At 56.2% G+C, this 14,144-nt stretch carries 13 protein-coding genes; 6 read left to right on the top strand and 7 right to left on the bottom strand.

Going from position 1 to position 14,144, the window contains the following annotated elements:
- Window positions 1-26: 26 nt before the first annotated feature.
- The 4 genes from A3L08_RS07485 to A3L08_RS07475 form a co-directional block, all read right to left on the bottom strand.
- Complete coding sequence (locus tag A3L08_RS07485; RefSeq protein ID WP_088854424.1) at window positions 27-2,711, bottom strand: DEAD/DEAH box helicase; 2,685 nt, start codon at window positions 2,709-2,711, stop codon at window positions 27-29.
- 222 nt (window positions 2,712-2,933) lie between these two features.
- Window positions 2,934-3,095: a hypothetical protein gene (locus tag A3L08_RS09915; protein WP_157721600.1), complete on the bottom strand. Its 162-nt coding sequence runs from the start codon at window positions 3,093-3,095 to the stop codon at window positions 2,934-2,936.
- 56 nt (window positions 3,096-3,151) lie between these two features.
- Window positions 3,152-3,388, bottom strand: a complete 237-nt coding sequence (locus A3L08_RS07480) for a hypothetical protein (protein ID WP_088854423.1) — start codon at window positions 3,386-3,388, stop codon at window positions 3,152-3,154.
- A gap of 45 nt (window positions 3,389-3,433) precedes the next feature.
- Complete coding sequence (locus A3L08_RS07475) at window positions 3,434-3,664, bottom strand: hypothetical protein (protein WP_232461788.1); 231 nt, start codon at window positions 3,662-3,664, stop codon at window positions 3,434-3,436.
- A gap of 199 nt (window positions 3,665-3,863) precedes the next feature.
- On the opposite strand from A3L08_RS07475, the gene A3L08_RS07470 reads away from it, so the two are divergent.
- From A3L08_RS07470 to A3L08_RS07460, 3 genes are all read left to right on the top strand, one after another.
- The gene (locus A3L08_RS07470) at window positions 3,864-5,642 is read left to right on the top strand and encodes a ribosome biogenesis/translation initiation ATPase RLI (RefSeq protein ID WP_088854421.1); all 1,779 of its coding nucleotides are present in this window, start codon (window positions 3,864-3,866) and stop codon (window positions 5,640-5,642) included.
- 230 nt (window positions 5,643-5,872) lie between these two features.
- Window positions 5,873-7,054, top strand: a complete 1,182-nt coding sequence (locus A3L08_RS07465) for a cell wall-binding repeat-containing protein (protein WP_088854420.1) — start codon at window positions 5,873-5,875, stop codon at window positions 7,052-7,054.
- Window positions 7,055-7,180: 126 nt separating this feature from the next.
- Window positions 7,181-8,173 (top strand): AIR synthase family protein, encoded by a 993-nt coding sequence (locus A3L08_RS07460; RefSeq protein WP_088854419.1) that lies wholly within the window; start codon window positions 7,181-7,183, stop codon window positions 8,171-8,173.
- On the opposite strand, the gene A3L08_RS07455 is transcribed toward A3L08_RS07460, so the two are convergent.
- On the bottom strand, window positions 8,174-9,046 hold the full coding sequence (locus tag A3L08_RS07455; protein WP_088854418.1) for a type I restriction enzyme HsdR N-terminal domain-containing protein: 873 nt from the start codon (window positions 9,044-9,046) through the stop codon (window positions 8,174-8,176).
- A 125-nt stretch (window positions 9,047-9,171) separates the two neighbouring features.
- Here A3L08_RS07455 and A3L08_RS07450 point away from each other — a divergent pair, with 125 nt between their 5' ends.
- Genes A3L08_RS07450 through A3L08_RS07440 form a run of 3 tightly spaced genes read left to right on the top strand, consistent with a single transcriptional unit; the run spans window position 9,172 to window position 11,896 of the window.
- Window positions 9,172-9,933, top strand: coding sequence for a class II glutamine amidotransferase (locus tag A3L08_RS07450; protein ID WP_232461699.1), 762 nt, complete (start codon window positions 9,172-9,174; stop codon window positions 9,931-9,933).
- Window positions 9,934-9,980: 47 nt separating this feature from the next.
- Window positions 9,981-10,391 carry a CBS domain-containing protein gene (locus tag A3L08_RS07445; protein WP_088854416.1) on the top strand — a complete coding sequence of 137 codons (411 nt, stop codon included), beginning with the start codon at window positions 9,981-9,983 and terminating at the stop codon, window positions 10,389-10,391.
- 5 nt (window positions 10,392-10,396) lie between these two features.
- Window positions 10,397-11,896, top strand: coding sequence for a metallophosphoesterase family protein (locus A3L08_RS07440; RefSeq protein WP_198362152.1), 1,500 nt, complete (start codon window positions 10,397-10,399; stop codon window positions 11,894-11,896).
- On the opposite strand, the gene A3L08_RS07435 is transcribed toward A3L08_RS07440, so the two are convergent.
- Window positions 11,893-12,771 (bottom strand): 2-phosphoglycerate kinase, encoded by an 879-nt coding sequence (locus A3L08_RS07435; protein ID WP_088854415.1) that lies wholly within the window; start codon window positions 12,769-12,771, stop codon window positions 11,893-11,895. The two genes, A3L08_RS07440 and A3L08_RS07435, sit on opposite strands and share 4 nt — an antisense overlap.
- On the bottom strand, window positions 12,768-14,078 hold the full coding sequence (locus A3L08_RS07430; protein WP_088854414.1) for a 2,3-diphosphoglycerate synthetase: 1,311 nt from the start codon (window positions 14,076-14,078) through the stop codon (window positions 12,768-12,770). Before A3L08_RS07430 ends, A3L08_RS07435 begins: the two co-directional genes overlap by 4 nt.
- Window positions 14,079-14,144 lie beyond the last annotated feature (66 nt).

The raw sequence follows: 14,144 nt of genomic DNA, 5'->3' as shown, positions 1-14,144 counted from the left end.
AAATACATGGAGTGTAAAAATCGCCCTCACTTACCGTCTTCTTCAAAAATCCTCTCCCAGACCCTTATGGCGCTCCACTTGTCGAGGAACTCGTTGAAGGTGCCGCACTTGGGCGAGAGGACGCAGACGGGACAGCCGTCTTTGCAGGAGCAGCCCTTCAGGTGCTCGAGGCTCTTCTCCATGAGCTTCTCAATGTTCCCGTAGATGATTTCCGCCAGACCTGCTCCCCCTTCGTTGCCGTCGTAGATGAAGACCACTGGCATCCCAACGTAGGGCTCTCCCGGAAAGCTCGCGTAGCTGTAGCCACCAAGTTCTCTCGAATCAACGTAGGTGAATATCGGCGCTATCTTGATGAGGTTGTGCTCTATCGCGTGGAGCGCGGAGCCAATCCCGTCCTTGCTGTCCACCATCTTCTTTATCGCGAAGGCCAGCTCCTCGTCGTTTATGCCCGCCTTCTGGAGGGCATCGCCTATCATCTTCCTTATGATGAAGCTCGTGCTCCCGAGGTAGAGAGGGAAGAGCTTCCTCCTGTCGAGGGTCTCGTAGAGATGGAACGCGATGTCTTCAAATCCTTTCTCAGCCGCCTTCCCAAGGAACTCCCGGAACTCCTCGGCCGGGACGTCCCTTATCCACTCGGGGAAGACGAGCCAAACTCCCTCGGTCTCGAACTCCCTCACGTGCGGTTCCTCAAACTCGACCTTCGCAAACTTCTCCCAGTTGAGTATCGAGAAGTCCTCCTCGGCTTCCACCTTCTCCCCGCTCGCCGGAGAGAAGATTTCACCCTTTAGAATTCCCCTCTCCTTCAGCTTCACCAGTTCAGCCACGTAGTTGCCGGTATCGAGGCCTTTAACGGCGTAGCCAGTATAGACGTGCCGGACGCGGAGCTTCCCGAGGCCTATCGTTACTCCCCTGTAGGACTTCTCCTCCTTAATCTCGAGGATTTCAACGTCCTCGCGCTTGCTGGCGAAGGTCTCGACGTCCCAGAGGCGGTTTAACTGCCCCGCGAAGACGAAGTGGAAGTTGCCTATGCTCAGCCTGTCCATCGCCATGTAGAGTTCTCCTCTGGAGAAGTAGGCCATTCCCGGCAGGAGCGAGCGGTGGTACTCGTCCGTGTCGACCTCTTCTATGACGTAGCCCTTCATCTTGAGCCAGTTGATGAAGTTGAGGAGATCGCGCGTTGATGCCTTTTCCATTAGCTTGCCCCTTATCCACGGCTCGTCCTTCACCAGGAAGAAGCTCTCGTCGCTGGCCGTCCTCAGCGAGGAGTAGTTAAAGGCCGGCCTCCTGAGGCGGAGCTCCAGCTTCCCGGTCAGAGGGTTCTTCTTTAAGTCTGCTTTGCGCTCGATGACGAGCCTTTCGGCAATTTTCCTCTCAAACTCGTCCAGCTCGTCCCAGTCGAGGATTCCGAGCTCGGTGAGCAGGTAGTGGAGGTGCTTTTCCGCTATGCGCTCGTTGTCTGTCTTCACAGGCATATACTCGATGATGCCCTTCTCAAGCCTCTCGACAAGTTCGTCAAAGTGCTCGCGGTAGTAGTAGTCGAGGCCGTTCTTCCTCAGGACGATGCCGTTGAGGGCTTCGCGGTCGGCCTTTCTCCCTGCCCTTCCGAAGCGCTGGATGAGGGAGAAGAGGCCATCCGGCGGGATGCCGTAGTTTATCACCGCGTCGAGGTCGCCTATGTCTATTCCCAGCTCAAGGGCGTTGGTGGTGAGCAGAACCAGGAGTTTGCCGTCCTTGAAGTCCCTCTCTATCTCCCAGCGGATGTTCTTTGGGAGCGTTCCTTTATAGGTGCTCGTCCTTGAAAAGGCCGGCGAGTTGAGGAGGAAGCGCATTAGCTTTTCGGTCCCCTTCCTGCTGTCGAAGAAGACGAGGGTCTTGATGCCTTTCTCGGCGAGCCTCTCGACTAGGGCCTTCAAAAGCTGCCTCTCCTCGAGGTTCCTCGGCTCGAAGAGCACCAGATACCTCCTCGGGAAGGGGTTAGTTGCCTCAGTTACCGCCTCGAACCTTGCCCTGAACAGCTTTTCCGCGAACTCCTCCGGGTTCCTCAGCGTTGCGGAGAGGGCTATTATCTGGGGTTTAACTCCGAGGCGCTTTAGCCTGAAGAGTAAGCGTTTGAAAAGCCACGCCGCGTTGCTCCCGAAGACACCGCGGTAAACGTGGAGCTCGTCAACAACCAGATAACGCAGGTTCCTCAAAAGCCACTCGTAGTCCCTCCAGCGACGCAGGACGTTGTAGTGGAGCATGTCGGGAGTCGTGAAGACAACCCTCGGCTTCTCGCGGATTAGCTCCCTCCTCTCGCTCCAGGGGACGTCTCCCGTCAGAATCCTCGCGCTCACGCTCTTTCCCGTTATGCGGTAGAAGACTAGGTTTTGAAGGGAGAACTTCTCGAACTGGTTGTTTATGAGGGCCCTTGTGGGGTAAACGAGGAGGTAAGTCCTCCCCGGGTCCGAGAGGTAGGAGTCGAAGATGGCCAGCCTAAAAATCTCGCTCTTCCCGCTCGCCGTGGGGGTCGTCACGACGATGTTTTTGCCAGAATAGAGCTTTTCGAGGGCTTCAACCTGGTGCCTGTAGAGGGTGAAGCCGAGTTCCTCCAGAAGGGCGTTTATCTCGGGGTTGTTGAACCCGAACTCTCCAAACTCACCCTCACTCGGCGGGAAGACGTGGACTTTAGCTATCTCGGTCTTCAGCGGCTTGAGGACTTCGAATATTGACATGGTCTTTCCTTCACCCGAATCCTCAAAAAGCTGGCGGTGGCTGTTTGCCGGTGTCGTGAGGTCTTTCAGTAGGGCGTGAGGGATTACAAGAGTGAAAATTAGTATAACGGTGGTTATACTAATGGCCATTATAGAAAGGTCGCCGAACTCGAGATAGTCCCTGACAAGGGCCTTCTCCCGAGAAAGCCCGAGAACGCGAAGGCCTTCGACTGGAGGGATGCCCTAGCGCTCGCCCCATAACGGCTCCCAGTCGTCGCAAACGAAGTTCATGTGGACGGTCTTCATGTGCTTTCTGCATATTCCATAGGTCTGAAAGTAGGAGTCAATCGGCCCGAACCAGCGGCAGTTCTTGCAAGCCTTGAGCTTCTCCTCCATGAGGCTCACCAGATGCCTCTGGTTGCCGGGCGTATTAAATTTTTCTGAAAAAAGAAAAGAAAAAATCAGCGGAGGTTTTCGGCCTCCGCGTAAAGCTTGGCCTTCTCGACGAGAACCTTGAGGAGCTCAAGGAGCTCGCGGGCGTTCTTCTCCGAGTAGGGGAGGAGAAAGCTGAGAACCCCGCTGAAGCGGGCATGATCTTCGAGGAGTATAAGGGAGAGCTCGACCCCTCTGACGGACCTTCCGAAGATGCCGTCGTAGGTGCTCTTCAAATAAACCTCATAACGCTTATGGGCCTTCATAAAACCACCTCCCGTGCACGCCCCAAATGGGGCAAAAAAGAAAGGTTACCGGAGCAGGGCCCTTATCTCTTCCTCGCCGAGGACCCGCTCGATGTATTTGGAGAGGACGTAGGCGAGGAGGAAGACGTTCTCGGGGGTTAAGTCAACAGCCTCGTAGATGTAGCGGTCGTAGCCGTCGGCGATGATGAAGCGGAAGCTTCCCGCCTCGAACTGCACCTCGACCCTGAGGGGCCCGTCCACGCTATCTAACTCAAGAACGTAGTAATCAAAATCCATTGCATACACCACGACCACCGCGCAGAAGAGTGGGGGCGCTCTCAGGCGGTTGCGATTCACGACTTCAGGTTTATAAATTTTTCGGTTTCAGCTGAAAAGGAAAGGTCACCGGCCGGCGATGAGCTTCGCCTGCTCCTCCATGAGCCTGCACCCCGCAACCCTTTAAAACCCTCCCCATCAGCCTAAGCCGGTGGTGAGAATGAGCAGGATAGCGGTCATCGATTACGACAAGTGCAACCCCGACAAGTGCGGCCACTTTCTCTGTGAGCGAGTCTGCCCGGTCAACCGAATGGGCGGTGAGGCGATAATCATCGATGAGGAGAACTACAAGCCTATCATCCAGGAAGCCAGCTGTACGGGCTGTGGAATCTGTGTCCACAAGTGCCCCTTCAACGCGATAACCATCGTTAATCTGCCGGAACAGCTCGACGAGGACTGCGTCCACCGCTACGGCATCAATTCATTCGTCCTCTACCGCCTCCCAATCGTCAAGGACGGTATGGTCGTCGGAATCCTCGGGCCGAACGGAACCGGTAAGACAACGGCCGTTAAGATACTCTCCGGCCAGCTCCTCCCGAACCTCTGCGGCGACAACGATTCCTGGGACAACGTGATAAAGGCTTTCAGGGGCAACGAGCTCCAGAACTACTTCGAGAGTCTAAAGAACCGCGAGATAAGGCCGGTCGTCAAGCCACAATACGTTGACCTCATCCCGAAGGCGGTCAAGGGCAAGGTCAGGGACCTCCTCAAGAAGGCAGACGAGGCCGGAAAGTTCGACGAGGTTGTCAGGGAGCTCGAGCTCGAGAACGTCCTCGACAGGGACATAAAGCACCTCTCCGGCGGTGAGCTGCAGAGGGTTGCCATAGCGGCCGCCATACTTCGCGACGCGCACTTCTACTTCTTCGACGAGCCTTCCAGCTACCTTGACATAAGACAGCGCCTCAAGGTCGCGAGGATAATCCGCCACCTGGCCGATTCCGGAAAGGCGGTTCTAACCGTCGAGCATGATCTGGCGGTCCTCGACTACCTCAGCGACATCATCCACGTCGTCTACGGAAAGCCAGGGGCCTACGGTATATTCTCCCAGCCCAAGAGCACGAGAAACGGAATAAACGAGTTCCTCCGCGGCTACCTCCGCGACGAGAACGTCCGCTTCAGGCCATACGAGATAAGGTTTACCAAATCGAGCGAGAGAACGAGCCAGGCGAGCGACATCCTCGTTGAGTACCCGCGCCTCGTGAAGGACTACGGCGGCTTTAGACTCGAGGCTGAGCCCGGAACACTCTACATGGGCGAAGTCGTGAGCATAGTCGGCCCGAACGGTATAGGTAAGACGACATTCGTGAAGATGCTCGCCGGTGTCGAGGAGCCGACCGAGGGCGAGATAGACTGGGAGCTCAAGGTCAGCTACAAGCCCCAGTACATAAAGGCCGACTACGAGGGCACGGTCTTCGACCTCCTCAGCAAAATCGACGCGGCGAAGCTCATGAACAGCTTCTACAAGACGGAGCTCCTCAACCCTCTCGGAATTCCAGACCTCTACGACAAGCAGGTCAACGAGCTCTCGGGCGGTGAGCTGCAGAGGGTTGCCATAACCGCTGCCCTCATACGTGAAGCTGACCTCTACCTCCTCGACGAGCCTTCAGCCTACCTCGACGTCGAGCAGAGGCTGGCCGTTTCGAGGGCCATAAGGCACCTCATGGAGAAGGAGGGGAAGACGGCTTTGGTTGTCGAGCACGACGTCCTCATGATAGACTACATCAGCGACAGACTCATGGTCTTCGAGGGCGAACCGGGAAGGCAGGGTAAGGCCCTGCCGCCGATGGGTATGCGCGAGGGTATGAACAGGTTCCTGGCCAGCGTCGGCATAACCTTCAGGCGCGACCCAGATACCGGAAGGCCGAGGGCCAACAAAGAGGGAAGCGTTAAGGACAGGGAGCAGAAAGAGGTGGGCGAGTACTACTACGTCGCCCCGTGAGCTCGAACCTCCTTTTCTTTTAATCTTGCCAGCCCTATCCCTGCGAGGCGGAAAGGCACCGCTAATCTGACAATAAACCCAGATAAACGTTTACTAACGGTGTTTAACGGTAAAATCCAGAAAAGTCTGGAAACGCGCCCTCCTGTGAACAAAGGCAAATCTAAGGATACGATTTCGTGAAAAAGCCTTAAATAGGGGTTTTTTCATAGAGAATGTCGAGGTGAAGCGATATGATGTGGAAAAAGGGCGTGGCATTGCTCTTTGGTTTGATGTTAATAACTGCCGGTCTGGCCTTCGGGAAGGCCGCGGCAGCCGAAAGCAGCGTGACGGTGATACTCGTCAGCGACAACGAGGCTGACAGTGCACTCGCCGAGTACCTCGCCAACATAACCGGCGCGTTCGTTGTCACTACCACCTGGGGCATCTACGACCCGAACGTTACAGCGGAGATAATGAACTACGCCCCAGACCAGGTGATCATAATAGGTGGCCCCGACGCAGTGGTTGACCAGTACGTCGGCGACCTTGAGAACCTCAACATAACCGTCGAGCGCTGGTGGGATGCCAACAGGTACGAGACCAACGTGGCAGTGATAGGCAACGCCACCGTGAAGCTCAAGCTCAAGTTCGAGAACAGCGTCATAGTCGTCCCGGGCAACGACACCGGCGCCATAAAGGAGGCCCTCAGGAGGGCCGTTAAGGTTCACGGGATAATACTCCTCGCCAACAACACCACGGACCCGGTAAGGGTCATGGCCAAGTTCCAGATAAGGCCCAAGAACATGACCATAATAAGGAGCCACGTCACGAAGGGCGTTGCGGAGAGGGTCAGGGAGAAGGTCGCCAACCAGACGAATATCACGGAGGTTGAGGTCAACATCACTCCAGAAATGGCACTGCAGGCGATAAACATCAGCGAGCAGCGCATAGCGACGGCCGAGGAGATGCTCGCGAACGTCACGCTTCCGCCGCAGATCGAGAGGGTCTCCGAGAAGATGCTCGAGCTCGCAAGGAAGGAGCTCAACATCTCCAAGGAGGCCTACGGCGAGGGCAACTATGGGAAAGCCTACGGACAGGCAATAGCGGCCAAAGCCCACGCGGAGTTCGTCATAAGGATGGCCTCCAAGGAGTGGCAGAACAAGATACGCTTTGATCCGGCGAAGAGGGCTGAGCTCTTCGTACACCGCGTAGAGACACAGCTCAGGATCATGGAGAAGGCGGGAGTGAACGTCACGGAGATAAGGGAGCTTGTGGACCAGCTCAAGACTGCCATAGAGAACAAGGACTACGACACCATCGACGCGCTCATGGAGCGGATACAGCGCAAGCTGCTCGAGACCTACACCCGCGGCAAGGATAAGTTCAGGGATCACATCATGCTCCCAAAACGCGGGAAGCATGGGGAGCCGTGACGTCCTTTTTCATATCTATTCTTTTGGATATCCGTGTCCATTTGGAAGCCACACATTCTCCAGAAACCATTTAAACACCGCCGGCGTTCATATCTCGGGTGTTAAAGCCACTGGCAGGTGATGATCATGCTTCCCCCAGGCAAAATACCCCCTGAGAAGCTTAAAGAGCTCGTTTTCAGCCGCCTCGGTGCCCCTGGTGAGAGGGTTCTGATCGGGGCAGACCTCGGGATCGACGCCGCGGCCATAGACTTCGGCGATAAGGTTCTGGTAGCATCAACCGACCCGATAACTGGCGCTGAGGAGAACATCGGCTTCTACGCCGTTCATGTGAACGCCAACGACGTGGCGACCTTTGGAGCGAGACCAAAGTGGTTCCTCGTGAGTATACTCCTTCCCGAGGGCTCGGACGAGAGAACGCTTGAGCAAATAATGGAGGATCTTCACGCCAGCGCTTCAAAGCTTGGAATAGCGATCGTTGGGGGCCACACTGAAGTTACTCCCGGACTAAAGAGGCCCATAGTGGTCGGAACGATGCTCGGGGAAGTTGAGAAGGGCAAGCTTGTCACCTCCAACGGGGCAAAGCCCGGGGATGCCATAATCCTCACCAAGTGGGCCGGTCTGGAGGGGACCTCGATAATAGCGAGCGAACGGAGCGAGGAGCTTGAGAGGGAGTTCGGGAAGGATTTCGTGGAGAGGGCGAAGTCGTTTATTGACATGATAAGTGTCGTCGAGGATGCACTAACCGCCAGCGAGGTTGGGGTTCACGCCATGCACGACCCCACGGAGGGGGGGATAGCAAACGGCCTCCATGAGATGGCGGACGCGGCAGGGCTGGGCTTCGCCGTTTACGCGGATAAAATTCCGATCAGGGACGAAACCAGGAGAATATGTGAGTTCTACGGCCTCACCCCTCTGGCGCTGATAAGCTCCGGGGCGCTTATGATATCCGCACCGGGGGAAAAGGCCGGGAAGGTCGTGGCGGCCCTCATGGAGAAGGGCATAAACGCCTCCGTCGTAGGGGAGTTCGTTAAAGACCCCGAAAGACGCGTTCTCATCGAGAACGGAGAGGAAAGACCTCTGGAGAGGCCCGAGAGCGACGAGCTGTGGAAGGTGCTCTGATTAGACCTCGACCGAAATCCTCAGCTTCTCCTCTTCTCCCAGCTTTTTGAGCACTTCAAGGGCCGTCTTGGGCTCCAGCTGGATTCTTCTGATGTGCTCGTAGGCCTTCCGGATTTCCTCGGCCTTGCGGCCCTGGGAGCGCTTTTCAAGGTAGAGCAGGACGGAAAGCAGAACCCCCTTGATGCTCTGCTCAGGCAGGGGCAGGAGCTTCCAGCCGCCCTCGTAGACGTAGGCCGCCCTGGGGGTTTCGTTCCCGCTCAGCTCCTCGACGGGAATCGTGCTCGAGCCCTCCCTCGACGTCAGGTATGATAAGAGCATATCATCTGAATAACCCTCCCTTCTGAGACCGGAGAAGCTCAGCTCAAGGGCTCGCAGGAGGGAGGAAAGCCTCTCCATCTCTACTATCCTCGACTTTGACAGGAAGGAGAGCTTCAGAACGACCTTCTCAAGGGGCTCCTTCTCGATGTTGGCGGAGATCAGGATGCGGTCGTGGAGGGATGAGCCTTCCTCAAACGCTTTGATTGCGATCCACACCGCTCCGTTGGTGAGGATGCCGTACTTAACGCCTGAGTTGAAGCAGTAGCGGGCAAGCTGGCGGAGGGGTTCGTCGCGCTTGAGGATATTGACACTAAGGTTCTTGGCCTCGACGTAGGCAAAAACCGAGCCGTTGAGGATGAGCGCGTAGTCTGCCCTGCCGTCCTCGGTTCTCTCCTCAGGCCTGACCTCCTCGGGGTTGTTCCAGTCCCAGCCGAGGGCCTGGAAGATCTCCCCGATCAGGTGCTGCTTTACAGCCTCCTCGTTCTTCTCGTAGAGTTTCCTGTGGGACGCTATCTTTCTCCTGACCCTTACTACCGCCTTCCTAAGCCCCTCCATGACCATGCCTCCAGCTCTAACCAATTCCCGTGGGAGACCTAAAAGCTTTTGGGGACTTAGGGCAAAGTTATCTAGGTGAAAACTAAATGTGCAGGGTACTGTTTGCCGTGGGTAGAGGGGATGAGATGCCACCCCTCGTGGACGCGTTCGTTATGGCGTCGGAGAAAGACCCGTACAAGGAAGCCAGGGGAAAGGGAAGGGAGCACAGGGACGGCTGGGGCTACGTCCTCTTCAAAGACGGGAACGTTAGACACTACCGGTCGCTCAGACCGGTTTTTGAAGATATTGACGCCGTAGAATCACTCAAGTCAGAGCTGGAAGGCTTCGTCGTCCTCATGGCCCACTCAAGGGCTGCATCTCAAGGTTCCAAAAACCTCTTCAACACCCAGCCCTTCGGGTTCTCAACGAGGAGGGGCTTTTCCTACTGGATATACCACAACGGTGACCTGGACAAGGGGAAAATAATCGAGATGGCGGAGTTCGAGGAAAAAGACCTGGAAAGCGCCTCTGACAGCTACGCGATGGCCGCTTATCTCTGCAGGCGGCTTGAATCCTTTGAGGCCAGTGAGCTGCTGAAGCACTACTCAGCGTTGGCCAAAACGGCAAAGACGAGCTTCAACACCGGTACCCTGTTCCTTGGGTCTGATGGAACCGCCGCCGGATTCGTGACGGCCTATTCAAAGCCGCTCTACATAATGAACCCAAAGAACTGGGACTACGTGAGGCAGAACGTCCTCAGGGAAGATGGGCTCTTCGCGGTGGGCTCCTCGACTCTTGAGCTGTATTTCAAAGCCGAATGGAAGCCGGTTGTGAACGGTACGGCCTTCTACGTTGACATTGACTTTGAGAACGAGGCCTTTAATGTGAAGGAGCTGGTTCTGGGTTGAGGTATCGTTTTATACTTTGACACCTTATTCTTTATCCGGTGATCCCCGTGGAGATGAAGGCCCCCGTGAAGGTCTACATGAACCGCAAGCTCATAGGAGTGAAGCCGGATGACACGGTTAAGAGGGCCGGTGAGGTCATGGTGGAGTTCGACATCGGCTCCCTGGTCGTGGTGGACGAGGAAAACTCCGTTGTAGGTTTTCTCACCAAGGGTGACCTCATCAGGCGCGTTATCGTGCCCGGTCTGCCCAACACCACACCGGTTAAGGAGGTAATGACCAAAGAACTCGTCACCGTCCCTGCAGAGACGCCCCTGAGGGACGTCCTCGACATAATGAGCAAGAAGGGCATCAAGCACATCCTCATAGAGGAAAGGGGGAAGATAACCGGCATATTCTCGATAACCGACCTCCTTGAGGCAAGCAGGAGAAGGCTCGAAACGGCCATAGCGGCGGAGTGATGGACATGATAAGGATAGCTCACATAAGCGACACCCACATAACCAGCGAGGGGGCCTTCAAGGGCTACGCCTTCGACCTCATTGTGGAGGAGATCAACAGGGGCAACTTCGACTTCGTTATTCACACCGGAGACATAACCAACCAGGGGCTCCGCGAGGAGTACGAGCAGGCCGCCTATCAGCTCAAGAAGATAAAGAAGCCCCTGGTAGTTCTCCCTGGAAACCACGACGTTAGAAACGTCGGCTACAAGCTCTTTGAGAAGTTCATCGGCCCGCTGAACGGCGTCTATGAGTTCAAGGACGGAGTTGTCATATGGGTGGACTCCACGATTCCAGACCTGAGCGACGGCAGGATAGGCGGCCACAAATTCCGCTGGCTCAAGGAAAAACTCGAAGAATATTCCGGCAAGAAGTTCAAGATAGTCGCGGCTCACCACCACCTCGTCCCCCTTCCCGACACCGGAAGGGAACGGAACGTCCTCTTCAACGCCGGCGACGTCCTCGATCTCCTCCTCAGGAACGAGGTGAACCTCTACACCTGTGGCCACAAGCACGTGCCCAACGTCTACCGCGTTGAGGATCTCGTCATAGACAACGCGGGCTGTACCTCCTGCAAGAAGACCCGGAGGGGAGATGTGAACAGCTACAGCATAATAGAGCTCCGTGACGACGGCAGTGTAAAGGTAACCATAAGGCGCGTTACGGGGGACGAGACGAGCAAGGAGCACAGGCCGGTGAGGCCGAAGATATTCGTTCCCTCCGGGAAGAGGGTGATGAGGATAGTCCAGATGAGCGAGAGCAACGTCTCTGACAGGGTCTACTTCAGGAAGAAGACTCTGGAAAACGTCATCAGGATGATAAACGAGAGATTAAAGCCTGACCTGGTGATCCACAACGGTGACATAGTAGATGCGGGCATAGAACGCTACTACGAGAGGGCCTACGGCTACTACAGGGAAGTTAAGGTTCCCAAGATAGTGATCCCGGGCCACAACGACATAACCTACCTGGGCTACGAGCTCTTTCAGGAGTACTTCGGGGAGCCTGAGATAACGGAGCTCAACGACGTCGTCATAATCCCCCTCCTGAGCGCCCAGTACGAGACGCCGATAGGCGTGGTCGGCAGGATGGGACAGAGAAGGCTCAGAGAGCTTCTCCAGGAGTACGCGGGGAAGTTCAGGATAGTGGCCCTGCACCACAACGTCATCCCGATACACAGGAGCAGGGAGATAGGCTTCCTTGAGGATGCTGGCGATGTGCTGAAGGTGCTGACCGACGAGGGGACCGAGCTGGTTCTTACTGGCCACGGTGGCAACGCCTACGCCGTCAAAATCGAGAGGACGCCGATAGTAAACTCGGGTTCCGTCAGCTGGGAGCTCCACAGGAACCCCTTTGGAAACAGCTTCAACATCGTGGACATCTACACTGATATGGTCGTCGTCTGGGAAGTCCAGTCAACCTGGGGGAGCAGGAAGCTCCTGGGAATATGGAAGAGAAAGGGTTAATCCTCTTCCACTTTCCCCTTGAGCTTTTTCATCATGTCCTCCATTATCGCCGAGACCGTGCTTTCCAGCTCGACGTTCTCTATCACCGGGACACCGAACTCCCTGGCCCTCTCAACCAGGTACTCCTGGATCGCCATTATCCTGTCGGCGTTCTCGATGTACCTCTCCACGCCCCTCGCTGAATAGCGGGCCCTCTCATAGAAATGGGAGATAAGGTGCTCCTCGCTTGGGACGGTTATCAAGTACATGAACTCGTTTCCGGTGGTCTCTACGAAGCCTGGAACGACGTGGATCCCCTCGATGAGTGTGTTCAGCCCCTCCCTGCGCGACCTTTCCAGGACGGCTCTTATCCCGACCGAGACGTGCTTGACCTGGGTCTCGAAGCCGTATACGAGCGGGTTCATCCCCTTGGGCACGCTCACTACCTCCGAGGCCAGGAAGGATGAGACGTGGATGTCCGGGAGGAGTTCCCTTGCTATGACCTTTCTGAGAACCTCTCTTATGGTATCGGTTCCTATGATGCTCCTTATTCCGAGCCTGAACGCCAGCTCTGTGGCTATCGTTGACTTTCCGACGCCTGTGGTTCCGCCCAGGAGGACGGCTAATCTCACGCGCCTCCGCCTCAGGGTTCGCCAGAACAGGTACCTCTCGGCCGCGTCCTTGAGGCCCTTCTCAATAAGCTTCGAGTAAGTGAGCTCCCTGATCTCGTCGGTGGTGACGGCGTACCTCTTCCTCCTTCCAAGCTCTTTCTGAACCTCAGTGGCTATAGCGTAGGCAACGCCAACGTCGATACCAGCCAGGGTTATCGACCTGGTGAGTATGCCCCTTGAGAAGGGGAGCCTGATCTTCCTTTCAGAGTCTGTAACGACTATCAACCCGCAGACCCCCTTGAGAGAACCTTCCTTCCGAGTTTCAGTACTGACTCCCTCAGATCCTTCCCGTCCAGGTTCACCGGCTCGTTGTCGAGGTAGATGACCTCGATCCCCCTCTCAAGCGCCCATCTCGTGACGACGTCCACTGCCGCCGCCTTGAGCTCTACTGCCACTGCGTCTATGCCCCGGAACTTCTCCAGGTCTTTCCTGAGGGCAGGTCTACGTGACAGGTTGCCCGACATCGCCATAACCTCTGCGCCGAGGTTTTCGAGGTGCCTTCTCGCGGTTTCGAGGGCGGTCTCTGACGTCATCACAAGGCCCAGCCTCTTCCCCTCGACAGTTTCAAGGGGCCTCGGTCTGAAGGCCGTGATGTGGAGGTCAGCGGAGGGGTTTATATCCAGGATGGCCCTTTTGAGGGCTTCCAGTTTCCCCTCGTCCGTGAGGTCGGCCATAGTGATCACCACGATATCCGCAAGGGAAATCCTGAACGGGCCGAAGTAGTCCCCTATGAATTCCAGCTTTTGGAGGGCACTGACAACGGTTATGTAGCCGTCCGCCCTGTAAGCCGGGAAAGTGGCACCGCTCCCCTCCAGGAGTATCAGATTGTTGGGCAGACTTTCGGCGAGCTCGACACCTTTGTCCACGACATCGAAGAACGGAAAGCCGGCCATACCCCCTCCACAGCGGCGGCAGCCTATCGTCGTTACCCGGGAGGTCAGCGCGTCCTCAAAGTGGTCGGAGGCGGCGTGTCTACCACTTTCGGACAGCTTGAGAAGGAACTCGGGGGTTATCTCAAATTCCTCCCCCTTTATTAGCTCGGGCTCCTCCGGCCCGCCGCGCCCCATAGTTACAATCACGGGGTTCGCGATCTCCTTCAGGGTTCTCGCCACGAAGCCGCTCACGGCCGTCTTACCCACTCGCTTTCCAGTCCCAATTATGGCGATGCTCGGCTTCTTGGTTTTTTTCAGGGGCCTCGGCCTGAACTCAAAGTCGGCACCCCTGTAGACAACGCCGTGAAGCATGCAGAGGGATGCGATTCTAAACCTATCCTCATAATTGAGAACCGGTTCGTCGCTTAGATCGACCACCTCTTCTATCCCCGGGTTCTCCCGCAGGGCCCTTGAGAGTGCGGACAGGTAATCGGAGGGATCGTAGTAGACTTTAATGCCCAATCTCATCTTTACCTGCTCTAAACTCCCGATCTTCTCACTCCCACCAAGGAAGACGGCGCAGCAGACATCCCCCAGCCTTTCGAGGGCCCACTTCACGACGTCGGGATAGTGCTCCCCATCCACGAGGGCTACTCGCATTCCATCACCCGGCCTCAGTAGGGTTTCGAGGATTTAACCTTTTGCTCGATGGGGGATGGGCAGAGG

The sequence above is a fragment of the Thermococcus pacificus genome (assembly GCF_002214485.1).
In the GTDB taxonomy this organism is placed as follows: domain Archaea; phylum Methanobacteriota_B; class Thermococci; order Thermococcales; family Thermococcaceae; genus Thermococcus; species Thermococcus pacificus.
This window is presented reverse-complemented; position numbering and strand designations above follow the sequence as displayed.